At 39.7% G+C, this 22,676-nt stretch carries 17 protein-coding genes; 8 read left to right on the top strand and 9 right to left on the bottom strand.

Translation table 11 applies throughout. From position 1 onward, the window contains the following. Positions 1-60: 60 nt before the first annotated feature. Positions 61-1,902, bottom strand: a complete 1,842-nt coding sequence (locus tag I8T81_RS16735; RefSeq protein ID WP_019458010.1) for a long-chain-acyl-CoA synthetase — start codon at positions 1,900-1,902, stop codon at positions 61-63. 192 nt (positions 1,903-2,094) lie between these two features. After that, the gene (locus tag I8T81_RS16730; protein WP_191012532.1) at positions 2,095-5,412 is read right to left on the bottom strand and encodes an Rne/Rng family ribonuclease; all 3,318 of its coding nucleotides are present in this window, start codon (positions 5,410-5,412) and stop codon (positions 2,095-2,097) included. 722 nt (positions 5,413-6,134) lie between these two features. Here I8T81_RS16730 and I8T81_RS16725 point away from each other — a divergent pair. The 4 genes from I8T81_RS16725 to I8T81_RS16710 all read left to right on the top strand — a co-directional run bounded on the left by I8T81_RS16725 (position 6,135) and on the right by I8T81_RS16710 (position 9,159). Further along, positions 6,135-7,067: an RluA family pseudouridine synthase gene (locus I8T81_RS16725; protein WP_004698941.1), complete on the top strand. Its 933-nt coding sequence runs from the start codon at positions 6,135-6,137 to the stop codon at positions 7,065-7,067. Next, entirely contained in the window at positions 7,064-7,738 is a 675-nt protein-coding gene (locus tag I8T81_RS16720) for an HAD-IA family hydrolase (protein WP_191012533.1), read from the top strand. The genes I8T81_RS16725 and I8T81_RS16720 overlap by 4 nt, the downstream gene beginning before the upstream one ends. A 70-nt stretch (positions 7,739-7,808) precedes the next feature. Further along, the gene (locus I8T81_RS16715; protein ID WP_039251827.1) at positions 7,809-8,504 is read left to right on the top strand and encodes a helix-turn-helix transcriptional regulator; all 696 of its coding nucleotides are present in this window, start codon (positions 7,809-7,811) and stop codon (positions 8,502-8,504) included. Between the two features lie 49 nt (positions 8,505-8,553). After that, complete coding sequence (locus I8T81_RS16710) at positions 8,554-9,159, top strand: glutathione S-transferase family protein (RefSeq protein ID WP_039251829.1); 606 nt, start codon at positions 8,554-8,556, stop codon at positions 9,157-9,159. 58 nt (positions 9,160-9,217) lie between these two features. On the opposite strand, the gene I8T81_RS16705 is transcribed toward I8T81_RS16710, so the two are convergent. Together I8T81_RS16705 and hcaR are read right to left on the bottom strand one after the other, a co-directional pair. Next, the gene (locus I8T81_RS16705) at positions 9,218-9,895 is read right to left on the bottom strand and encodes a DUF1345 domain-containing protein (RefSeq protein WP_004698937.1); all 678 of its coding nucleotides are present in this window, start codon (positions 9,893-9,895) and stop codon (positions 9,218-9,220) included. Between the two features lie 242 nt (positions 9,896-10,137). Continuing rightward, entirely contained in the window at positions 10,138-11,037 is a 900-nt protein-coding gene (gene hcaR / locus I8T81_RS16700) for a DNA-binding transcriptional regulator HcaR (RefSeq protein WP_019458017.1), read from the bottom strand. Between the two features lie 692 nt (positions 11,038-11,729). Here hcaR and I8T81_RS16695 point away from each other — a divergent pair. Further along, positions 11,730-12,782, top strand: a complete 1,053-nt coding sequence (locus tag I8T81_RS16695; RefSeq protein WP_004698935.1) for an MBL fold metallo-hydrolase — start codon at positions 11,730-11,732, stop codon at positions 12,780-12,782. A gap of 65 nt (positions 12,783-12,847) precedes the next feature. On the opposite strand, the gene katG is transcribed toward I8T81_RS16695, so the two are convergent. The 3 genes from katG to I8T81_RS16680 all read right to left on the bottom strand — a co-directional run bounded on the left by katG (position 12,848) and on the right by I8T81_RS16680 (position 18,381). After that, on the bottom strand, positions 12,848-15,004 hold the full coding sequence (gene katG, locus I8T81_RS16690) for a catalase/peroxidase HPI (RefSeq protein ID WP_198071679.1): 2,157 nt from the start codon (positions 15,002-15,004) through the stop codon (positions 12,848-12,850). A gap of 512 nt (positions 15,005-15,516) precedes the next feature. Next, the gene (gene ptsP / locus I8T81_RS16685) at positions 15,517-17,811 is read right to left on the bottom strand and encodes a phosphoenolpyruvate--protein phosphotransferase (RefSeq protein WP_004698933.1); all 2,295 of its coding nucleotides are present in this window, start codon (positions 17,809-17,811) and stop codon (positions 15,517-15,519) included. An 84-nt stretch (positions 17,812-17,895) separates the two neighbouring features. After that, positions 17,896-18,381, bottom strand: coding sequence for an RNA pyrophosphohydrolase (locus tag I8T81_RS16680; RefSeq protein ID WP_019458019.1), 486 nt, complete (start codon positions 18,379-18,381; stop codon positions 17,896-17,898). Positions 18,382-18,564: 183 nt separating this feature from the next. Between I8T81_RS16680 and I8T81_RS16675 the strand changes: the two genes are divergently transcribed. After that, positions 18,565-19,215, top strand: a complete 651-nt coding sequence (locus tag I8T81_RS16675; protein WP_019458020.1) for an HAD family hydrolase — start codon at positions 18,565-18,567, stop codon at positions 19,213-19,215. A 152-nt stretch (positions 19,216-19,367) separates the two neighbouring features. After that, positions 19,368-20,807 carry a DUF2252 domain-containing protein gene (locus I8T81_RS16670; protein ID WP_198071678.1) on the top strand — a complete coding sequence of 480 codons (1,440 nt, stop codon included), beginning with the start codon at positions 19,368-19,370 and terminating at the stop codon, positions 20,805-20,807. A gap of 4 nt (positions 20,808-20,811) precedes the next feature. Here the strand turns inward: I8T81_RS16670 and I8T81_RS16665 are convergent, their stop codons facing one another. Further along, positions 20,812-21,408, bottom strand: coding sequence for a hypothetical protein (locus I8T81_RS16665; protein ID WP_039250301.1), 597 nt, complete (start codon positions 21,406-21,408; stop codon positions 20,812-20,814). Between the two features lie 95 nt (positions 21,409-21,503). Here I8T81_RS16665 and I8T81_RS16660 point away from each other — a divergent pair, with 95 nt between their 5' ends. Further along, positions 21,504-21,740 carry a hypothetical protein gene (locus I8T81_RS16660; protein WP_039250304.1) on the top strand — a complete coding sequence of 79 codons (237 nt, stop codon included), beginning with the start codon at positions 21,504-21,506 and terminating at the stop codon, positions 21,738-21,740. Between the two features lie 5 nt (positions 21,741-21,745). Here I8T81_RS16660 and I8T81_RS16655 read toward each other — a convergent pair whose 3' ends face one another. Beyond that, complete coding sequence (locus tag I8T81_RS16655; RefSeq protein ID WP_039250306.1) at positions 21,746-22,606, bottom strand: LysR family transcriptional regulator; 861 nt, start codon at positions 22,604-22,606, stop codon at positions 21,746-21,748. Positions 22,607-22,676 lie beyond the last annotated feature (70 nt).

Below are 22,676 nucleotides of genomic sequence, written 5' to 3'. Positions count from 1 at the left end.
AAACATTTGCATGATTGCCTATAAAAAGCACGATTTCCTCTTGTTTAGCTAAAAAATGAACTAAAAACGGTATTTATATGCCTGAATGTTGTCAAAAATTTCAGTTGTGATGTCACAATAACTGTTTGCACCAGGCAATAAAGCGAGTAAACGTTCAGAAGTTTTGCTCGGATTAAACGCATCTTCTTTCAGTTTATTCTTCTGATATTTAAAAGTACCTGTTGTTTCGACCTTTTTTTGTACACGTAAAAACACCGGTACGGCATAAGCAGGCAAACACTTCTTAAAGACAGACACCATTTCGGTTAAATCTGCGTCATTTAACTCTTCACCATCTGCCAGCGTGATGGCTGCCATACCAGCACGACCATTGGTATTTGGAATTTCTACACCATAAACGACAGCTTCAGCAATTTTTTCGTATTCGCATACCATGTTTTCCACTTCAGTGGTGGATACGTTTTCACCTTTCCAGCGGAAAGTGTCGCCTAGACGGTCCACAAACTGAGCATGACGGAAACCAATATCTCGAACTAAATCACCTGTGTTGAAATAAGAGTCGCCTTTTTTGAAAACATCTTTCCAAATTACAGATTTGTTCTTTTCAGGGTCTGTATAACCGTCAAATGGAGAGCGGCTAGTAATTTTTCCAACTAGCAGGCCAACCTCACCTGCTTTAACTTTTTGACACCAGCCGTTTTTGTCGCGGATAGGCTCATTTTTCTCTTTATCGAACTGAACAATGGCATATGGTGTAGGAGAGAAGCCAACTGTGTTGTCGAAGTTGAAAATATTGCTAAATCCAACGTTACCTTCGCTCGATGCATAAAGTTCAAGAACTTCTTTAACGCCGAAACGTTGTTTGAACTTGTCCCATATGTTTGGACGCATGCCGTTACCGATCATTTTGGTGACGCGGTGGTTACGGTCAAGTTCGGTAACTGGAGCATCCATTAGGTAACGGCAAAGTTCGCCAACATAACCAATTGCAGACGCATTAAATTTTTGAACGTCTTTCCAGAATGCGCTAGTCGAATATTTACGTCGAATAGCAAGAGTAGAGCTGCCTGCGATTACACCACACCAGCAAACCACAACACCTGTTGCATGATAAAGCGGTAAGGTAACGTACATAACGTCATCTGGGCCTAAGTTTAAGATATGGCCATAAGTGCCATACGCTAATGTCCAGCGACTATGCTTGAAAATAACTGCCTTTGGTAAACCTGTTGTACCAGAGGTGTAGATATAGAATAGGCCATCATTACCCGTCACAGAACGAGTAGTCGATGGGTTAAATTTTGGAAATTGATCAATTTGTTCAGCTAGATTCGCATAACCTTGAGGTGCTTTACCTGCATTTTGACGTGTTGCCTGATCTGCAAACCAATGAAAACGGTCTTTAGGAACATTTAAATCTTGGCGAATTTCATCAATAGCTGCTCGAACTTCTTCACCCGCAATAACAGCAATTGGCTTTACGAGATTGATGCTATGAGCGAGAACTTTACCGACTTGAGAGGTATTCACAAGTGCAATGGTCACCCCAATTTTAGCCAAACCAACAATTGTTGCGATTAGCTCGGAGCGGTTTTCAATCATTACAGCAATGACGTCCCCTTTACGCGCTCCAATAGAAAGATAGTAATGAGAAATCTGATTTGCCCATTCATTTAAAGCTTCATAAGAATAACTTTGATCTTCAAATAATAATGCCGTGCCTTTCGGATTCCGTTTAACAGCTTTTTCAAAAGCAATACCCAAACCTGTTGGAGTATGTGATGTTCTTAAATAAGCCTGTTTAAGACCATTTAGGATATGGGGTACTTTGGGAATGAAGCTAGGAAGTCTTGTGGCAACATCACCAAGAGTAATGATATCGGTCTGTGTTGTCTGGCTCATATCAATCCTATTTATTTTTCGATCAATCCAAAAAAGGTTGTGTGGGCAAAAAGTCCAATAGTTTTCATGGTTCACCATGCTTTTAAAACTTTTCTTCTAGTGCAATCAACCTAATTGGTTAAAAATAACAAAAAAAACCTAGTCATCGAAATGACTAGGTTTGTTTAAATTAGCTGCAATTGAGCAAATGGCTTACTCAGCTACAGGATTAGCTTTTTTGGGTGGACGGCCACGAGGGCGACGAGGACGACTTGGTTTGTCCTTATCAGCTTTAGAATCTTCTGATTCACTCTCTGTCGGAGCTTCAGTTGACTCAGCAGCTTGTTCTTGAGCTGCTTTAGCTTTTGCCGCTGCTTTTGGCTGTTTCGCGATTGGAGCTTCTACTACAGCTTCAACTGGCGCTTCTTCTACGCTAGTTGCCACCTCAGTTACCTGATCAAGCTCAAGCGGTTGTTGCTTTGATTCAACAGGCGCTTGTGTTTCAGCAACAGGAGCAACAACAGTTTCTACTACTACAGGAGCAGGGGTAGCTACTTCCTCTTGAGTAGAGTGTTGTTGTTTCACTTGCTCAAATGCTTGCTCAGCAGCCAATTTTGCTAAACGGCGACGTTCACGTGGATCATTTGCAACACGTGGAGTCGGCGCTTGCGATGGAGTAAGCGGAAGCACTGGTGCTGGTTCTGCTTCTTCAGCTGGTTTATGGCTTGGAAGTTCTGCATCACGAGTTACCGGTTTTTTCTCTTCTGTTTCTGAAGTTACTTCAACCACCAAAGTACTTGCGTACTGTTCCGTAAACTTCTGCAAAGCACGATTAAACGTTGGTACTAAACCAAATTGTTCAATTAACACAGTGCAGTCTTCGCCATATACGTGACGAATTAAGCTACCAATTGTGTATTGTGCCAAAGTTGGAATTTGCGATGGCGTAACAGTTGGAGTAGCTGCTTTAGCTTGTTTAGCTTCACGTTGCTGACGACGACGCATACGAGGATCGTTGCTAGCACGTTGGATTTGAGGCTGAGTAGCTTCTTTAGTTGGTTGTGCTTCTTTTGTTTCTGCAACAACAGCTTTCTCTTCTACAACTGGTGCAGGAGTTGGCTCTTGAGCAACTTCAACAGGAGCCGCTTCAACATGTTCAACCTTTTGTTCAGGCGTTAGCGCAACAATTTCGCTTTGACCTTGGTCAACGTTGATGATTAAAGCTGTGTTCATGACATCATGTTTAGGTGCGTCAATTACATCCACTTTAACTTGTTTTTCATCAACAACTACTGGTGCCGCTGGCGTATTTTGATTTTCATTTAATACGCTTGGATCGCGATGGCGATTTGGACGGTTTGGACGTTGTTGATTATTACGATCACGGCGTGGAACAACATTCTCAGTTTGTTGTTGTACATCATTATTTTGATGTTGCTGATCTTGGTGTTGTTGACGCTTTTGCTGACGTTTTAATTCACGTTGCTCTTGGCGTGACAACTGAACCACTTCTTCATGAACTTGATGTTGTTGTTCATGAGCTTGGTGATGCTGTTCACGTTGCTCTTTATGTTTGCGCTTTTTGTTGTTCTGACGTTGTTGTTGAGATCTATCATCTTTTTCAACATGTTCACGAACTTCTTGTTTCACAGGTGACTGTGAAATATAAGCATTATTTGACTGAACTGGCGCAACTTCGGCAACAGGAGGTATAGCCACTTGACCAAACTGACCACGGCTAACAGCACCAGTATTTACCATTTGCTCAATCGCAGCTGCGGCATTCTGTGCTGAACGAGATTGATCAACAGTTTGCGCTTGTTTTTGAACAAATAAGTTTTCTAACCATGCACAAGGACTTGCCGCTTTTTGAGCTACAGCTTGCTGTGCTACAGGTTGACTTGCTTGGTTTGCTTTTTTCTGAGCTGGAGCATTATTTGAAGTTTGAGCTGTTGCATGTGCATGCCCGTGATCTGCTTCTTCTAAATGCCATTCAGAAGACTCATAACCCAGCTCTTTCTCGCTTGAGCGAGTTGCTTCAGTACGTTCATAACTAGATGGAGCAAAACCGTCTGGGTTATAAGCAATTTCGTAATGCGGAGTTTCTAAGTGCGGGTGAGGTAATACAGTCACACGTACACCAGAAGTTTGCTCTAAATACACCAGACTATGGCGTTTTTCGTTAAGCAAGAAGGCTGCAATTTCAACTGGAACTTCAACCTGAACTTCACCATGACGTTCACGAAGAGCAATCTCTTCAACTTTACGCATGATTGAAAGAGAAAGCGAACGTAGGTCACGAACCATGCCTGTACCATGACAGCGAGGACATACATAACCTGTTGCTTCTTCAAGCGATGGACGTAAGCGTTGACGGCTCATTTCCATTAAGCCAAAACGAGACAACTGACCGAACTGGATACGGGCACGATCGCTTTGGGTTGCTTCACGAAGTTTTGCTTCAACCATACGTTGGTTGCGCTCTTTAGTCATATCGATGAAGTCGATGACAACTAAACCGCCAATGTCACGAAGACGAAGTTGACGAGCAATTTCTTCTGCTGCTTCAAGGTTGGTATTAAGCGCAGTTTCTTCAACATCATGCCCGCGAGTTGATTTCGCAGAGTTAATATCGATTGAAACTAAAGCTTCAGTCTGGTCAATCACGATTGAACCGCCAGATGGAAGTTTTACTTCACGCTCGTAAGCAGTTTGAATTTGGCTTTCAATACCAAAATGAGCAAACAATGGCTCATTTAAAGTATAAGTTTTTAATTTGTCTAATTGACGAGGCATGACTGCTTTAACAAAGTTATAAGCTTCGTTATAAGCTTGTTCGCTATCAATTAAGATTTCAGCAACGTCATCACGTAAGTAATCACGAATTGCGCGTGTTACAACACCAGCTTCTTGGTGAACAAGCATTGGAGAAGGGCCAGAACTTGCTGTACTTTGAATTTGTGCCCAAAGGTCAAGTAAGTGCTGTAAATCAAGCTGTAATTCTTCTTGAGTACGGCCAATACCAGCAGTACGTACAATCACGCTCATGCCGCGAGGTACATTTAAAGAGGCTAAAATTTCTTTTAACTCTTCGCGTACTGAACCCGAAATTTGACGGCTGATACCGCCACCTTTAGGGTTATTTGGCATAAGAACTAAATAGCGACCTGCTAGAGAAATAAAAGTAGAAAGCGCTGCACCTTTATTGCCACGTTCTTCTTTTTCAACCTGAACTAAAAGCTCTGTGCCTTCAGTAATAAGTTCACGAATGTTTGAAGTCTGACGAGGATCTGCCTGGAAATAGCTATTCGCAATTTCACGCATAGACAAGAAGCCTTGACGGCCTGCGCCGTATTCAACAAAAACAGCTTCTAAAGAAGGTTCTACGCGGGTGACATGGCCTTTATAGATATTGGATTTTTTCTGTTCTCGGGTACGATTCTCTAAATCAAAATCGTAAAGACGATTACCAGTGATAAGTGCAACGCGAACTTCTTCGGCGTGAGTTGCATTAATCAACATACGTTTCATGGGTGTGACACCTAATAGTGACTCACACAAACAAACCAAACAAACTTAAAGGTTCTGAACGAACATCGAACATGACGGATCATTTCCCAGATCTCAAAATACTTGTGGTCTGAGTCATCTGTTACCGACTACATTTAGCCTTAGCTTCGATTCTCGTCTGTGATGTAGGCAATACTGCTTCAACCTTTAAATCGGAATTCCTTTTTGCTTCACTGGCGGGTGAGCGGTGCATTGGTTAATGACTTTCACTGTCATTGGCCGCGAAGTGACTTCTTTATTGGAAGTTTGATACGGAATGCTCATCGTATCGGTGCTTTCGGCAGTTCCAATGCATCAACGCTTTAGCCTGAAGGCAACATTAAGGATCGATTTGTCTGATGTGTATCAGTTTACGTTCCATAACCAACTAGAGTTGGTAACATATTTTTTTGAACAAACTGAATTAAACGCAACAGTTTGTCATTTTGCCGATATAATAAGCCTTCGGCGTCGGCATAATTCTTTAGGACCAATCCGAGCTGGTGATGAAAGCATCATTTTGATTGAGGTTTCAATCAGGGAAAATTCCCATTAGATGTTCACTTACGGTGGTATCCGTGCGCTGACTATATCAAACCTTGCAGCATCTGCCTATGGGCTAAGCTTAGATTTCTTGTGAAAAAACTAAGCTAATCGGTCATTTATTAATCAAATTTCGTAAAATTTCAGGTTTAAATATTAGTATGAATTCTACACAGCAATGGCAAAGTGTCACTTGGTTTGAGGTGGATGAGCATCAAGCAGGACAACGAATCGATAATTTCCTGTTTTCACGTTTAAAGGGTGTACCAAAGAGTCGAATTTATCGTTTGATTCGTGAAGGTCAGGTTCGCGTGAATAAAAAACGTATTAAAGCCGAGACCAAACTCGCAATTGGAGATCAAATTCGTGTTGCGCCTATTCGCTATGAACAAAAAGATGAAACAGCTGTTCCTGTAAGTGATGGTGTGGCACAAAGTTTGTTAAGCCGTGTGGTTTACGAAGATGAAGGTCTATTAGTTGTAAATAAACCATCTGGTATTGCTGTACATGGCGGTAGTGGTGTGGCTTATGGTTTGATTGAGGCACTACGTGCGGCGACAGGCAAAAAATATTTAGAACTTATTCACCGTATTGACCGTGATACTTCTGGTCTAGTCATGATCAGTAAAAAACGTAGCACTTTAAAGTTGCTACAAGATATGTTACGTGAACACAAAATTCGTAAGACCTATGCAGCTATTGTAAAAGGTCAGGTAAGTCTTGATAAGCAACTCATTGATGCTCCTTTATTCCGCTATGAGTTAGCCAATGGCGAGCGTCGTGTACGTGTATCTAAAGAAGGTAAACCAAGTAAAACTGAATGGGTGGTTGCAGAGCGCTTTAAAAATGCCACGTTGGTTCATGCTTCACCTTTATCAGGTCGCACACATCAAATTCGTGTACATGGTTTAAGTATTGGTCATCCTTTGATTGGTGATGATAAATACGGGCATAACACAGCTTATGCAGGCCCTGAAGCACGCCGTTTGTGTTTACATGCCATGCGTTTAGATATTCCGGGTTATCCGACTATCGAAGCGCCTTTACCAGAAGACATGACCCAGTTATTAGATGCTTTGAGAGTAGCAAAATGAGTCTGAAAACCGAATTAGTGATTTTTGACTGGGATGGTACTTTATATAATTCTGTTGGTCAGATTGTTGCAAGTTTACAGCATGCGGCAGAGCAGCATGAGTTAACTCTGACTGATGAAGCTGCAAAAAGTATTATCGGTTTAGGTTTACCGGAAGTGATGCAAACTTTGTTTCCGGAAGCGCCCGAGCTACATGAATCGATTTTAAAAGCATATGGCGATCACTATATTGCAAACTCGACAAGTGATGCATGGTTTGATGGTATTTCTGAGCTACTCCATGATTTAAAAGCCCAAGGTTTAAAACTTGCTGTAGCAACAGGTAAAAACCGCCGTGGCTTAGACCGTGTGATTGCAAAAACACAGAGTACTCATCTGTTTGATGTGACTCGCGCAGCCAATGAAACTCGATCAAAACCAGATCCACTCATGTTGCAAGAAATCTTAACAGTCACTGGAGTGAGTGTTGAGCGTGCAGTAATGATCGGTGATAGTAGCTACGACCTTGAGATGGCTCAGCGGTTAAACATGCCACGAATTGGTGTGGGCTATGGTGTGCATTCGATCGAAGTTCTACAACAGTTCCAGCCTTTAACGATTGCTAAAGATGTACCTGAGCTACATAACTTTTTAAGAGAGTACGCAAAGTTATCTAATGCAGATGTAGCGTAATTTAGAATGATATAAGAAGGGGGAATTTATTCCCTCTTATTGTATGTCCAATAACAATAAGACGAGAAAAATGAGCCGTTCTATTCGTTTGTTAAATCTTTTACAACAACTTCGTGAATTCCGTTATCCAGTTACTGCCCAAGTCTTGGCTGAACGTATGGGAATTAGTGTTCGTAGTATTTACCGTGATATTGATAGTCTACGTGCACAAGGTGTGAGAATCGATGCATCGGCAGGTTTGGGGTTTCAGCTTAAAGAAGACATTGTATTACCACCAATGACACTCAATGAAGATGAAGTTGAAGCTATTTTTTTGGCACTGTATTGGTTAAAGAGTGTGCCTGACCAGTCTTTACAATCATCATCTACATCCATCTTAGCTAAATTAAATTCTGTTTTGCCTGAGCATCGCCAATATTTATTACAACAAACGACCCTAAGAGCGTTTAACACATGGCTGCCTGTAGATGAAAATCGAGTCGAACAAGTGCGGTTAGCTATTCGGCAGCAAGTCAAAATTTCGATGCATTATCATGATGAACAACAGCGAAGTAGTGTTCGAACGTTGTGGCCTTTTGCTTTGGGATATTTTAATGACAAAATTGTGTTGGCCGCATGGTGTGAACTACGACAGGACTTTCGACATTTTAGAATGGATCGTATTCAACACTTAAGTTTAACCCAAGAATTATATCCATCATTTAAACAACAACTGTTCCAGCAATGGTGGGCGCAAGAATCGCAAAAGACTACTGACAAAAACTGACAAAAGACACTTGTAGACTAGCATCACGATAAACAAGGAGCCATAAAAAATGAGCCTTAAACTTTATACTAACAAAGAATCGCGTGGTGTGGTTGTCGACTGGCTTTTAGTCGAGCTTGGTGTTGAATGTGAGCGTATTGAAGTCGAATACAAGACTGAGATGAAATCACCAGAATATTTAAAACTTAATCCTTTTGGAAAAGTACCTGTATTGGTAGATGGCGATGTGGTTATTTATGAGTTGGGGGCAATTTGTGCATATCTAGCCGACAAGTTTAGTGACAAAGGTTTAGCACCAGCCTTGAATGATCCAAAGCGTGGTTTGTACTACCGTTGGTTGTTTATGATGGCAGGTCCTTGGGAAGCTGCTGGCGTTGATAAAGCTCTAGGAATAGAAGTAACACCTGAGCAAAAAATGTTTGTTGGTTATGGTGATTACAACGATGCCTACCAAGCTTTAGTTGAAGGATTAAATGAAGCCAATCCATATTTATGTGGTGAACAATTTACCGCAGCAGATGTAAGTGTGGGCGCGATGCTGTTATGGCAATTGAAAATGAACGCGATTGAATCACACCCTACCATTACACGTTATGTTGAAACGATTAAGCAACGTGAAGGCTTAAAACGAAGCAGCATGGGCGAGTTACTGTAAATTTATACTACTTCGAGCCACCCTAAAGGGTGGCTTTCTTTTTTTTAAACCAAGCGTTTTAGTTACTGATAAAACCAGCAGCTACGTTAATACAAATTGCTAAAATTGTTGTGTTAAAGCCAAATGCCAATACGAAATGAAATAAGTTGAGCAAACGCATATGCCTAGTCGTGACCGATACATCTGCTGTTTGTGCTGAAGTGCCAATAATATAACTAAAATATAAGAAGTCGGGATAGGTTGGATTTTTGGTGCCTGGGAACTCTAATCCGCCACTTTCTTCATTTCTCGATAAAGCCATATAAAAGTCATGTGCATAATGCAAGGCGAAAACAGTGTGCATAAAAAGCCATGCTGAAACAATGGTAAGTAAAGCTAAAGCAACGTGTCCTAATTTTGCATAATGGTCAGAAGGAAGCTGGGACAACTGTACTAAAATAGCAACTAAACACATAGAAATTGCCAGTAAAACAATCAGCATAATCACCCATTTGCTTTCATCTTGTTTTTTAGCTTGTTGCTGCATTTGAGAGTGATCTGCATTTTTCATTAGTTTGAAAACATGCAATAAATATAAGCCAATCGAACCATTCCAGCTGACTAATAAAATAGTGGACCATTTCCATGAGGTGAACCAAGTCAATAGAGTTCCGGCAATAACCCCCACAAATAAAGCAATAAAGAAGTGAGGTCGATTTCGCACGCTACGACCCAAATGCTTTAATAGTGCTACCATTTACTCGACACTCCATATGCTCTAGTAAATATTTTTTACTGTTTGGTTAATTTAACATTAAGTTTTATATATGCTTTATGCTTATTAATAATATTTTATAAATTAAAGATAATATATTTATCGAAAATTAAATTACTTCATTAAAGTATAAAATAAATATTAAATGCATTTATTTTATACTTTAATTTAGATTTTCTAACTAATTTATTATTTAAGAGTAAAAGTAGATTTAACTTTGGTGTTTAATCTTGATTCTTATCAAGATGAAATACTTTATTGAGCTGATCAATAAATCTTTTAACACCAACAGATTGTGTATTTTTACGATAACTCACAAATAAATCTAAAGAAGGTAATTCAACATCGAGAGGACGAACCACCGTGTTAGCAACGCCTAGCGGAGCAATATAGGCTGGTAAAATCGTGCATCCTAGTCCTGAGCCAGCAGAATTAATGTTAAGTAAAATACTATCTGCCTTTTGTACAATATTGAGGTCAATATTATAAGTTTTAGTAAACTCTAAAATAGTATTGTGCAGGGTGCTAGATTGTTCAGCAGCAGGAATAATGAAATCAATACCATTTAAAGCTTTTACGGGGATACGTTCGTATTTGGCGAGGGGATGATTTCTTGGTAATAGAAAAATTAGAGGTTCTGTTAAAACAAATTGGCTTTGAATTTCATCAGTTTCAGTATTGTCACGAGTAAAGGTGATATCGAGTTCACCTCTTTTTAAGGCTTTGAGTTGCTCCGTATTGTTTAAGCTTGATAGTTCAATCGTAAGGTCTGGGTGTTGTAAGCGTAGATTTGGCAGTACATAGGGGAAAATTTTCATTTCTGCAATGGGGACGAAACCAATGCGTAATAGCTGTTGTTTAGCCTTCGAGACTTGGCGTGCCAAAGCGACTGCCTTATCAGCTTGGGCCAGTGTTAAACGAGCATGTTCTAAAAATACTTCACCTTCTTCTGTTAATTCGACTTTACGTTTTGTGCGATTTAAAAGTCGTACTCCGACATCTTCTTCTAAATCTTTAATTTGTTGGCTAAGGGAGGGTTGTGCGGTGTAGAGTTTGAGAGCGGCCTTACTAAAATTTAATTCTTCAGCAACAGTGATGAAATATCGAAGATGGCGTAATTCCATAAGACTAATCCAAAAAATGTCTTACTATGATTTAAGTAAAGTATAAAGCATAAAAGTATATAGCGTGAAGATGCTTTAGATATTTATAAAATAAATGAAAATTTATAAATCATTATTAATTTAATATGAAAAATTTTTTAATTATTAATTTATAAAATATATTAATCCAGCTTCACAATCAAATTTATTTTAAATTCTAGTCATAAATTTTAATTACTCTTGAAAAATAATATGTAATTTTCTCATATTATGAAAAAGACTATTATTTGTAGAAGCTTTGATAGAAGGAAATCTTTGTATAGTTGTGTATCAATAGTATTTTGTTAATAAATGTATCGCTTGTATGTTGCTGTATTTTCCGATTTTATGCATATCAAAAAAGTCAGCAATTTTATAAAAATTGATTAACTGAGATAAAAACAATTCCTCCTTTCGTTATAGGCGGCTTATTATATAGGATTGTTATGTTATACAGTAGCTTTTAATAAGCACTATAATTAATGAATCACAAAATCAACATATCTAGACATTCTTTTGTGGCAGTTTAGATTGATGTGTGTGTGTGGCGATGAAAATAAAAGGGATATTTATATGATAAATAAATGTAAGTTTCATAGCTTAATTTATTTAAATCGCTAAGATAGAAGACAGTATGATCCATCCTCTCGATGCTACAACCATAGAATAAGCCCATGAAAGACAAGCCGACATTAACGTATCAATTGCCGACTCAGTCCTGTTGGACGCATACTTGGATAAAGCCGCCTTTTTGCCATCCTGAATTGGGCCACGAAAAAGATACTCGTTTTTATAATCAGCAGCCTAGGTCACCAGCACGGGGATCGAAAGAGCTATTACGCTGGTTAGTTACCCGTGAATCTTATACATGGAATGTAGATATTCAACACGAATACGAAGCGCGTATTAATACACCAATTGCGTTGCCACAAAATCGCCCTCATGCGGACTTAGATGATTGGCAAGTTTGGTTTGTCGGTCACGCGACTGTACTTATTCAAATTGGACCATATAACTTTATTACTGACCCAGTATGGTGTGATTATGCGAGTCCACTGCATGGTCGTGGTCCACGCCGTGTATGTCCAGCAGGTTTTGCCTTGGAACAGTTGCCAACTATTCATGGAGTTTTACTGAGCCATAATCATTATGATCATATGGACTTGGCAACGCTTGAATGGCTACATAAAAAATTCGCAATGCCGATTTATACAGGGCTAGGTAACGGGTTTTACTTGCCTAAAGAGTTCCATGTCATTGAAATGGACTGGTGGCAGGAAATTCCTTATCACGAGTTAAGAATTGTTTATACACCTGCTCAGCATGGTTCGGGGCGTGGTTTACGTGACCAAAATAAAGCACTTTGGGGCGGGTTTTCGGTTTTAGCAAAAACAGGACATTGTTTTTTTGCTGGTGACACTGGCTATGCAGGGCACTTCAAACAGATACATGCACGTTATGGGGCACCGCGTGTTGCTTTACTTCCAATTGGAGCTTATGAACCTCGTAAACTAATGAGCTATGTTCATATGAATCCTCAAGACGCAGTCCATGCACATTTAGATTTACAAGCCCATCGTTCCGTTGCGATTCACTATCGAACCTTTCAGTTAACAGATGAAAATCGTGAAGATCCAGAGCATGCTTTAGCTCACGCTATTAAAGCTTCCTCAAAACTTGCTAATCCTTTTTATTGTATTCGAGAAGGGCATAAATTGACTGTCTAAAACATTAATGTTGTATATAAAAAAGCCAGTTCAATGTGAACTGGCTTTTTTGATTTTGACTTAAATTAAGCTAAGTCAAAACGGTCAAGATTCATGACTTTTGTCCATGCTGCAACAAAGTCTTGAACAAATTTTTCTTTACCATCAGCTTGAGCATAAACTTCTGACAAGGCACGTAAAATTGAGTTTGAACCAAAAACTAAGTCATTACGTGTCGCAGTAAATTTGACTGTACCTGTCTTACGGTCTTTGCCTTCAAATACTTCACTTGTTGAATCAACAGGTGCCCATACATTCGACATGTCGAGTAAGTTTGTAAAGAAATCTGTGCTGAGTACACCCACTTGCTGAGTGAATACACCATGTTGTGAACCATCCCAATTGGTGCCCAGTACACGTAAACCACCAATTAATGCAGTTAACTCTGGTGCAGTCAAAGTCAGTTGCTGAGCTTTATCAATCAATAAGATTTCAGCTGGTGTGTTGATACCTTCTTTCTTCCAGTTTCTAAAGCCATCAGCAGCGCCGAGTAGCAATTGGAAAGTTTCGATATCAGTTTGACTTTGTAATGCATCAACACGTCCAGGAGCAAATGGAACGCTAATGTTAAAGCCTGCCGCTTGAGCAGCTTGCTCTACACCCACGTTACCTGCAAGCACAATTAAGTCAGCCAATGACAATTGGGTCGATGCTTTGAGCTCTTCAATTTTAGTTAAAGTCTCAACAGCTTTTTTATTGACTTCCCAACCACGTTGAGGCGCTAAAGCAATGCGTGCACCGTTTGCACCACCGCGTTTGTCTCCACCACGGAATGTTGATGCTGATGCCCAACCAAGAGAAACTAACTCACCAGCAGATAATCCTAACGCAGCAATTTTTGCTTTTGCATCAGCAATGCTTGCAGCAGATGGTATAGCGCTAGCAGCAGGTAATGGGTCTTGCCAAATTAAATCTTCAGCAGGTACTTCAGGGCCTAAATAACGTGCTTTTGGCCCCATATCACGGTGAGTTAACTTGAACCATGCACGAGCAAATGCATTTGCGAATGCTTGAGGGTCGTCATGGAAGCGACGAGAGATCTTTTCAAACTCAGGGTCAAAACGTAAAGTCAAATCTGTAGTTAGCATAGTTGGCTTACGTTTAACTGACGGATCGAATGGATCAGGAATAATCGCTTCAGCATCTGCTGCTACCCATTGAATTGCACCAGCAGGTGAGCGTTCTTGTACCCATTCATATTTGAATAGGTTTTCAAAGAAGTAATTGCTCCATTGTGTTGGAGTCTGTGACCAAATCACTTCTAAACCTGAAGTGATCGCATCTTTACCAACACCTGTACCAAAGCTATTTGACCAGCCAAAGCCCATTTGTTCAATTGGAGCACCTTCAGGATCAGCCTGAACATGGTCAGCAGGGGCTGCACCATGCGTTTTACCTAAGGTGTGCCCGCCTGCAATCAAAGCAACAATTTCTTCATCATCCATTGCCATGTTGCCGAAAGTCGCACGAATAAATGGAGCAGCCGACCTTGGGTCACCACTAGCTTCTGGACCTTCAGGGTTCACATAAATTAGACCCATTTCGGTTGCAGCAAGATTACTACCTGCCAAAGCTTCAGAGTTACGGTGAGCTAACCATTCTTTTTCATCGCCCCAGTTTACATCGTTATCTGGTTCCCAAACATCTTCACGACCTGCACCAAAACCAAAGGTGCGGAAGCCAGAAGATTCAAGTGCAATGTTCCCGGCAAGAATAAATAAATCTGCCCAAGATATTTTTTGACCATATTTCTGTTTAACTGGCCATAATAAACGACGTGCTTTATCTAAGCTCGCATTGTCAGGCCAACTATTTAATGGTGCAAAACGTTGTTGACCACGACCTGCACCACCACGGCCATCACCCATGCGATAGGTACCCGCAGCATGCCATGCTAAACGAATAAATAAGCCTGTGTAATTTCCCCAATCGGCTGGCCACCAGTCTTGGGAGTCGGTTAATACATTTTTGATATCAGCTTTAAGGGCGTAGTATTCAATTTTTTTAAATTCTTCGCGGTAATTAAAATCTTTACCAAGTGGATTAGAGCGTTCTGAATGTTGGTTAAGCAAGTCAACACGTAACTGATTTGGCCACCAGTGTAAATTAGTCGTGCCACCACCGAGGGTTACTTGTGGTTTTGAGTTATGACCTGAAAAGGGACATTTTGATTCGTTTGACATGATTATATTCTCTCTGGGTAATATTTATTTGAGCTTTAAATGGAACCGAATGCTCATTTTCCTGGACTTCTGGGTTAAAAAACGATGTGTATCAAATAAAGAAATGAGAGAACAAGTGGTGAAGTAAACCGTTTAAATTTTTTCACTGTTATGTCAGCTCATCATTTTTATTCAATACTACATAAGTTTCCTTTGTTTATTATTCCTTCAATTTACTGCATGAAGACTAAAAAACAAGAGGGAAAATGGTTCGACTTTTGCAAATAATGATGCATAGCATGAGCTCCTTAATCATTGAAACATCGCAATATCTGTAAACTTCGTTCTTTAAATATACTAAAATTTGAATATTTATTTTTCAAATGGATTAAATTATCTATATTGATAGGTAAAACCGATTTTAAGAGTTAAGCAAAATTGTTGAGTACGGTAAATGAGAATTTGAAATAACGAGAAAATCTAAAAAATAGTTCAATTAAAAAGGAGAGTTAAAACTCTCCTTTTTTCAGTATTTATACAGTGACAAGACGGTTAGATTTAACCATATCGGCTAAACCATGCGTTTTAAAGTAGTACTCAAGCCAGCTTTTTACAATAAGTGGGTTATTCATTTTCATCACATCATCAAGTAACTTTTGGGCATCTGTCATGGGTACATGACAAATTGCTTTACGGACACGCAAGATGTTACTTGAACTCATAGAAAGGGTATTAAAGCCCATTGCCATCAGTAAGATTGCTGATAAAGGATCACCCGCCATCTCACCGCAAATACTTACCGGTTTTTGGTATTTGTGACATTCCTTCACTAGTCGGGTCAAGGCACGCAAAATGGATGGATGGAAGTGTGAATATACGCTGGCCACATGCGGGTTATTACGGTCTACCGCAAGTAAGTATTGAGTTAAATCATTTGAACCAACCGAGAAGAAATCAACAAGCTCTGCAAACTCATCAATTTGTAGCAGTACGCTTGGTACCTCTACCATAATCCCGATTTTTGGTTTAGTAATTTTAACTTGCTCTTCTTCTTGCACAGCGATCCAATCACGTTCAAGTAAATAAAGCACTTCTTCGACTTCACTTACTGTGGTCACCATTGGCAATAGAATATGCAAGTTATTTAAACCAATACTGGCTTTGAGCATTGCACGAATTTGCGCCGAGAAAATCTCTGGATGATCGAGCGTAAAACGAATACCACGCCATCCTAACGCCGAGTTTTCTTCTTCAATACTGAAGTATGGCAAGTCTTTATCGGCACCAATATCGAGAGTTCGCATGACCACTGGTTTATTGGCAAAGTGGCTCAACTGTTGACGATAGATAGCACGCTGTTCTTCTTCACCAGGGAAACGTTCTCGTAACATGAATGGAATTTCACTTCGGTATAGACCTACACCTTGCGCGCCACGTTGTACGCCGCGAACGACATCAATCATGAGACCTGTATTTACATAAAGTTGAACAGATACACCATCTGGAGTAATCGCTTCTTTGGTCTCGTATTGCTTGAGATCTTTTGCGATTTGCTCATCTTCTTTTTGAATTTCTTTATAACGTTGACGCAAACGACGTGGCGGGTTTACAAAAACTCGGCCCTGATAAGCATCCACAATCATTTCTGCATCATCAAGCGTGTTAACAGGTAGTTCAGTGACCCCAACCACTGTTGGAATACCTAATGCGCGTGCCACAATTACCATATGCGAGTTAGCAGCACCTTCTGAGGTTACAATAGCAGCGATATTATCGACCGGTAACTCGACGAGTGCAGCAGTACTAATTTCTTCACCAATTAAAATACTGTCTGGGCTGAGTTCACGGTGGCTAGAATCTTCTTCTTGTAAACACGCTAAAATACGTCGGCCTAAATCTTTAAGGTCGGAAACGCGTTCGCGAAGATAGTCATCTTCCATTTGTGCAAATAGGGCGGTGTGTTTTTCAATGACACGACGTACAGCACCTTGCGCCCAATGACCATCACGAATCAGATCTTTAATTTCTGCGGGTAATGCATTTTCATCTAGCATTCTTAAGAAAACGCTAAATAAAGCGCGTTCTTCTGCCATGAGTGAATCATGCATTTTTTCATCTAAAGAACGAATCTCTGAACGAACTGATGAAATCGCTTGATCTAAAAGGCGAAGTTCATGGCTAATATCTTCTGCTTCACGGTCAGGGACAGCGCCCAAATCGGCAGGTGGATACAAAATAATAGCGCGACCTAAGGCAACACCACCTGCACCTGACGCACCTTGGAAGGTTTTATAGGCAGGCCCATTACTTGGCTTACGAAATACATCGATGTTGCCAACCGCGTGAGCATGCGCAATTACCCCAGAAAGCTGAGCACAGAGCGTAACTAAAAAGGATTCGGCTGCTTCGCTAAAGTCTTGAGGAAGTCTATTTTGGACAACTAAAACACCCATAACCTTACGACGGTACATGACAGGTACGCCGAGGAATGAGTTATAAATTTCTTCGCCCGTTTCAGGTAAATACAAGAAGCGCTCATGTTTTGGGGCATTGTCAAGGTTAACAATTTCTTCACGTTGCCCAACCAGACCGACCAAGCCTTCACCTATCTGCAATGAGACATGACCAACAGATTCTGGATTTAAGCCTTTTGAGGCCATCAAGACATATCGTTGGTTGCGTTCATCGAGTAAATAAATAGAGCAAACATCCACTTTCATGGCCTCAGCAACCTGATTGACCATAATGTCTAACGATTCATGCAAACTCACGGACGCATTAATCTCTTGGACAATGCGTCTTAGAGTGTCGAGTTGCATGTTTGACATGGATGTATACTCCAGTATTTTTTAGACTATGAATGTATTTATAACAGCACTTTTAATAAAAATCATTTGCTAGATAAATGATTTTTAGGGTAATTGTTGCAACGGCAACTGTGTACACAACTCCACCATGGCTTTGCGGTAAACATCACGCTTGAAGTTGACCACTTGACCAAGAGGATACCAATAGCTAACCCACTGCCATTCGTCAAATTCGGGCGGGTCAGAGAGGTTTAACTGAATGTTTTTTGCAGGTGCAGTTAACTTCAGTAAAAACCATTTTTGTTTCTGTCCGATACATACTGGGTCAGAGTCTGACCGAATGTACCGATGTGGCAAACGATAACGCAGCCATCCTTTGGTTTGCGCAATAATCTGGACATGTTCGGGCAATAAGCCGATTTCTTCTCTCAGTTCTCGAAAAAGTGCCTGTTCAGGGGTTTCTCCAAACTGGATGCCTCCTTGTGGAAATTGCCAAGCATTGTGACCAATGCGCTTTGCCCATAAAACCTGTCCATCATCGTTTGCCAAAATGATCCCGACATTGGGTCGGAAACCTTCTGAGTCGATCATTTGGCTACCTAAATATTTATCTATATCGTTGACTTTAATCGCGGGGACAAACACTTTTTTATGTCCAGCTCGAAAAGATCAAAGTAAAATGTTTAAATTGCTACGATCTTAACGAATTTCTATCGACTAGCGGAGATAGATTTACATTTTTTTTCTTAAATTTCAGTTTAAACGAGAATTTTCATGAAACTGGCGTTGTTTGATTTAGACCATACCTTGTTAAATACCGATTCAGACCACTCGTGGGGTGAATTTTTAGTCAATGAAGGTTTGGTTGATCCGGTTCATCATCGTCAGATGAATGATAAATTTTATGAAGATTACAAAGCAGGGCAACTTGACCCATATGCTTATAATGAATTCGTTTTTGGTTTCTTAACAAAACATGACAATAGCTACTTAACAGAGCTTCACCAATTGTTCATGCAAAAAGTGATTCGTCCACAAATGCGCCCTAAAGGCTTCGATGCGATTAAGAAACATCAAGACTTAGGTCATACCATTGTGGGTATTACGGCAACGAGTGATTTTATTACTGCGCCAATTTTCCGTGAATTTGGTATTACCGAAATTTTAGCGACCAATGCTGAAGTTGTTGACGGTAAATATACTGGTAAAGTTGCGGGCTTGGCATGTTATCAAAAAGGTAAACTAGCACGTCTTGACGATTGGTTGGCTGGACGCAGTGTGTCTGAGTCTTGGGCTTATTCAGATTCAATCAATGACCGTTTTTTACTTGAATATGCAACACATGCGATTGCGGTAAATCCGGATGATCGTCTAGAAAAGTTAGCTCAAGAGCATAACTGGGAAATTCAGGACTGGTCGATTTAAGATGATCGAGTCGGAAGAGCTATGGGCTAGATAAGCTCTTCCAACTTTTAATTCATTAGGTTTAAATCATTTTTTTATATTTCTTGAAAATCCTAATCCAAAAATAAATATTGATAAGTTCAATAAAAATAAATTTTAAAAATGAGGTAATAATGTCAAAAACACCACAGATTAAATTACCAAGCCAACTTTGGAATGATCAAAGTATTGACTTAACACGCCATCGCTATCAGGGAAAATTACTGAGTAAAAGTGAAGGCTTTAAATTAGGTAAGGCTCAACGTAAAAAAGTACCGCGTGAACAGTTGTCAAAGCTTTCTGAACGACCACAAGGTACAACTGCCTTAACGATCTATGATTGGAGTAATCAAGGACGGTTAGAAAAACTTAAACCGATTCGTGCAAAAAGGATGAGTGTTTCACCATTTACATTTTATCGTGGCATGCCTTCTTTGATGCTATTTGACCAAGCATGGGAGCAGGTAAATACAGATTTATTTCAACAGATTTGTGGTGATTGTCATTTAAGTAATTTTGGTGGTTTTGCAAGTCCAGAACGTAACTTGTTATTTGGACTCAATGACTTTGATGAAACTTTAGTTGCCCCATTTGAATGGGATGTAAAGCGTTTAGCAACGAGTTTTGTGATTGCAGCACGTGATATTAAGCTTGCAGATAAAGTAGGTTTAAGAGCAATTAAAATAATGCTGAATAGTTACCGTCAGCACTTATTAGAAAATGCGAAACTTTCACCACTACAAGTTTGGTATGAAAAAATTGATGCCATTACCTTATTAGAAAATACTGAATGCCGAAAACTTAGAAAGAAAAGCGAAAAGGATATTGATTCGGCACAGAAAAAAACGGTGTATTCTGTTTTGCCAAAGCTTACACAACAAGACCAAGAGACAGGATTGCGTCATTTTGTAGATGATCTGCCGTTATTGTGGCACCCCAGTGCAGATGAACCATTTAGTAAAGATGTTGATGTATTCTTTCAACAATACCGTGATTCTTTGAAATATGATCGCCAGGTACTTTTTGATCGTTATCAATGTACAGATGTGGCCTTTAAAGTGGTTGGTATTGGAAGTGTTGGTACCAGATCTGCGATTGCATTATTTCAAGATGCAGATCGGGAACCGTTAATTTTACAAATGAAAGAAGCGAATCCATCAATTCTTAGTCCGTTATTTGTAGAAAAAGTAAGTCACGAAGGTGAACGTGTGGTACATGGTCAGCAACTCATGCAGGCCGCAAGTGATATATTTCTTGGATTTTCTTCAATATCGAATCAACATTTTCATGTACGTCAGTTACGCGATATGAAAATCTCATTTAATCTTAATGATATGGATGAGGAGTATTTCTATAAGTATGCTGAAGATTGTGGCTTAGCTTTAGCTCATGCCCATGCAAAATCTGGAAATGCAGATGTACTTATGGGATATCTTGGAGAGGGCGATACGATTATAGACGTATTGCAAACCTATGCAGAGGAATATGCAGAGCGTAATTTAAACGACTATCAGCAATTTATGAATGAAATTGCTGATAGTCGGATTCAGCTCGCTGGAGATAATGTACTTTAATAAATTACTTAACTTTGCCAGTGGTATACCAAATATTTGGATTAGGATTTTGTTGATGCCAAAGCTTGAATTGAGCCCGCCATTGCTGAAAGGGCTCCGATAACGTAGGGCGTGGATCATCACTTAAACTATAAGCCATGCCTTCTACCAGCCATTTAGGTTTAGTCAGCATTGCAATATTTCCCCATTCTTCGGCTTGTCGGTGATGAATAAGTTCATGGGTGATGTAGAAATCTTTCCAGCCTCGCGGTGCAACTAATAATCCCAAATTACCAACTGCTTTCGCGGCTGCTTTTCCCATACCAAAGGTATTTGCGCACTCTAGAGTTGAGCAAAAAACCATAGTGGGCTGTTGATGAAAAGCACCTACTTTATCTTGGGTTTCTTGTAATGCACGATTATAAAGTGTCTTTGCAAGAGGCTCTGTCTTTGGATCATCTACACATATATGATCTTCACAATGTAATAGTGAAAGATGATGTGCGAAAACAACACGTATCGGTTTAAACCAGATCAATGTTGCAAGCATTAAGACCGCTAAAGTTACGAATCCGTATAAACCAATTTTAATTATCTTTGAATATTGATTATTCACGATCATGAATCTTAAGTGAAAAGTGTAATGATAGTAGAGTAAAGGGTATATATTTACAGTATCATTTCCGATCAATATATGACTTTATTAATTAAAATAGCATGGCTAAAAACAGACGTACTAAAAATGAAAGCAGCAATAATTTCTTTGAAGAATTTATAGATCAGCTTATTACCGCTATTTTTGGTGAATTATTTATTTATATCATTGCCTTACTGTTTATGAGTGCAATTGGTGGAATTATTTTTGCTGCTATATTTTTCAGTTGGGGAGTTCTGTTTTTACTACTGCCTTTCGCAGTTTTGATTTATATCCTTTTTAAAAAATATAGTCATTAATACAGTTATTCCTGCATCATTTTAATCAACTCTTGCATAGCTCTAGATTGTGTACGTGCAGGGTGCCATACCATACCTAGCTGTCGATTCATCTCGACATCTAAGTCAAGCTGTTGCATATCTTGATTCAGCAATGTTTTTGGTAGTACTGACCAACCTAAACCAATCGACACCAACATACGAATAGACTCAAGCGGGTTATTACTCATGGTGATTTTTGGTTTAAGTCCTTGTTTTTCAAACTCGGCCAAAGTGATTTGAGCTGTATAAGTTTGTGCGGCAGGCAGCAAACTTGGGTATTCGATTAAGTCTTGTAAGGTGAGATTTTTTTGCTGGGCCAACGGATGAAATGGGGCAGCTACAAAAACTAAAGGATCATTCCAGATGGTAATGTAGTTAAGACGCTCATCGCCTGAAGGTGGAAGTGTTAAAAATGCAAGTTCTAGATCACCAGCAAGAACCTGTTCGTGTGCTTGTTCAGAATCAACAAAATGCACGTCTAGAGTGACTTGTGGAAACTGTTGAACAAAGTGTTTAAGTGGGGCAGGTAAATGATGTAAACCGATGTGATGACTCGTTCCGATTTTTAAACGGCCTTGTATTTGCGTTTGTTCATGACTCAGTGTGTGGTGAATATCTTTAAGTTCATTTAACCAGTTTTTGACTTTTGGTAATAATGAATGTGCCGCATGAGTGGCTTGAACCCCACGTCCTGCCGACTCAAATAGCTTTACGCCGAAGTATTCTTCGAGGCTATGAATACGTTTGGTGACAGCAGGCTGGGTAATAAAGAGTTGATCTGCAGCCACAGAGATAGACCCTGTTTCCATAACTTTTACAAAAGCTTCAAAGGCTGCAAGATTCATAATACAACTCTACTTGGAATAGAAAAATCGAGAGAGGCTAAAGTCGCCAAGCCAAAATCGTATCATGCTT

This window comes from Acinetobacter seifertii, assembly GCF_016064815.1.
GTDB lineage: Bacteria > Pseudomonadota > Gammaproteobacteria > Pseudomonadales > Moraxellaceae > Acinetobacter > Acinetobacter seifertii.
This window is presented reverse-complemented; position numbering and strand designations above follow the sequence as displayed.

Excerpts from the sequence above, each read along its gene's own strand:
- I8T81_RS16715 (WP_039251827.1), top strand. The coding sequence starts at position 7,809 with ATGAGCCGTTCTATTCGTTTGTTAAATCTTTTACAACAACTTCGTGAA.
- I8T81_RS16665 (WP_039250301.1), bottom strand. The coding sequence starts at position 21,408 with ATGATCGTGAATAATCAATATTCAAAGATAATTAAAATTGGTTTATAC.
- I8T81_RS16670 (WP_198071678.1), top strand. The coding sequence starts at position 19,368 with ATGTCAAAAACACCACAGATTAAATTACCAAGCCAACTTTGGAATGAT.
- I8T81_RS16705 (WP_004698937.1), bottom strand. The coding sequence starts at position 9,895 with ATGGTAGCACTATTAAAGCATTTGGGTCGTAGCGTGCGAAATCGACCT.
- I8T81_RS16730 (WP_191012532.1), bottom strand. The coding sequence starts at position 5,412 with ATGAAACGTATGTTGATTAATGCAACTCACGCCGAAGAAGTTCGCGTT.
- ptsP (WP_004698933.1), bottom strand. The coding sequence starts at position 17,811 with ATGTCAAACATGCAACTCGACACTCTAAGACGCATTGTCCAAGAGATT.
- I8T81_RS16660 (WP_039250304.1), top strand. The coding sequence starts at position 21,504 with ATGGCTAAAAACAGACGTACTAAAAATGAAAGCAGCAATAATTTCTTT.
- I8T81_RS16655 (WP_039250306.1), bottom strand. The coding sequence starts at position 22,606 with ATGAATCTTGCAGCCTTTGAAGCTTTTGTAAAAGTTATGGAAACAGGG.
- I8T81_RS16675 (WP_019458020.1), top strand. The coding sequence starts at position 18,565 with ATGAAACTGGCGTTGTTTGATTTAGACCATACCTTGTTAAATACCGAT.
- katG (WP_198071679.1), bottom strand. The coding sequence starts at position 15,004 with ATGTCAAACGAATCAAAATGTCCCTTTTCAGGTCATAACTCAAAACCA.
- I8T81_RS16680 (WP_019458019.1), bottom strand. The coding sequence starts at position 18,381 with ATGATCGACTCAGAAGGTTTCCGACCCAATGTCGGGATCATTTTGGCA.
- hcaR (WP_019458017.1), bottom strand. The coding sequence starts at position 11,037 with ATGGAATTACGCCATCTTCGATATTTCATCACTGTTGCTGAAGAATTA.
- I8T81_RS16735 (WP_019458010.1), bottom strand. The coding sequence starts at position 1,902 with ATGAGCCAGACAACACAGACCGATATCATTACTCTTGGTGATGTTGCC.
- I8T81_RS16725 (WP_004698941.1), top strand. The coding sequence starts at position 6,135 with ATGAATTCTACACAGCAATGGCAAAGTGTCACTTGGTTTGAGGTGGAT.
- I8T81_RS16720 (WP_191012533.1), top strand. The coding sequence starts at position 7,064 with ATGAGTCTGAAAACCGAATTAGTGATTTTTGACTGGGATGGTACTTTA.
- I8T81_RS16710 (WP_039251829.1), top strand. The coding sequence starts at position 8,554 with ATGAGCCTTAAACTTTATACTAACAAAGAATCGCGTGGTGTGGTTGTC.
- I8T81_RS16695 (WP_004698935.1), top strand. The coding sequence starts at position 11,730 with ATGAAAGACAAGCCGACATTAACGTATCAATTGCCGACTCAGTCCTGT.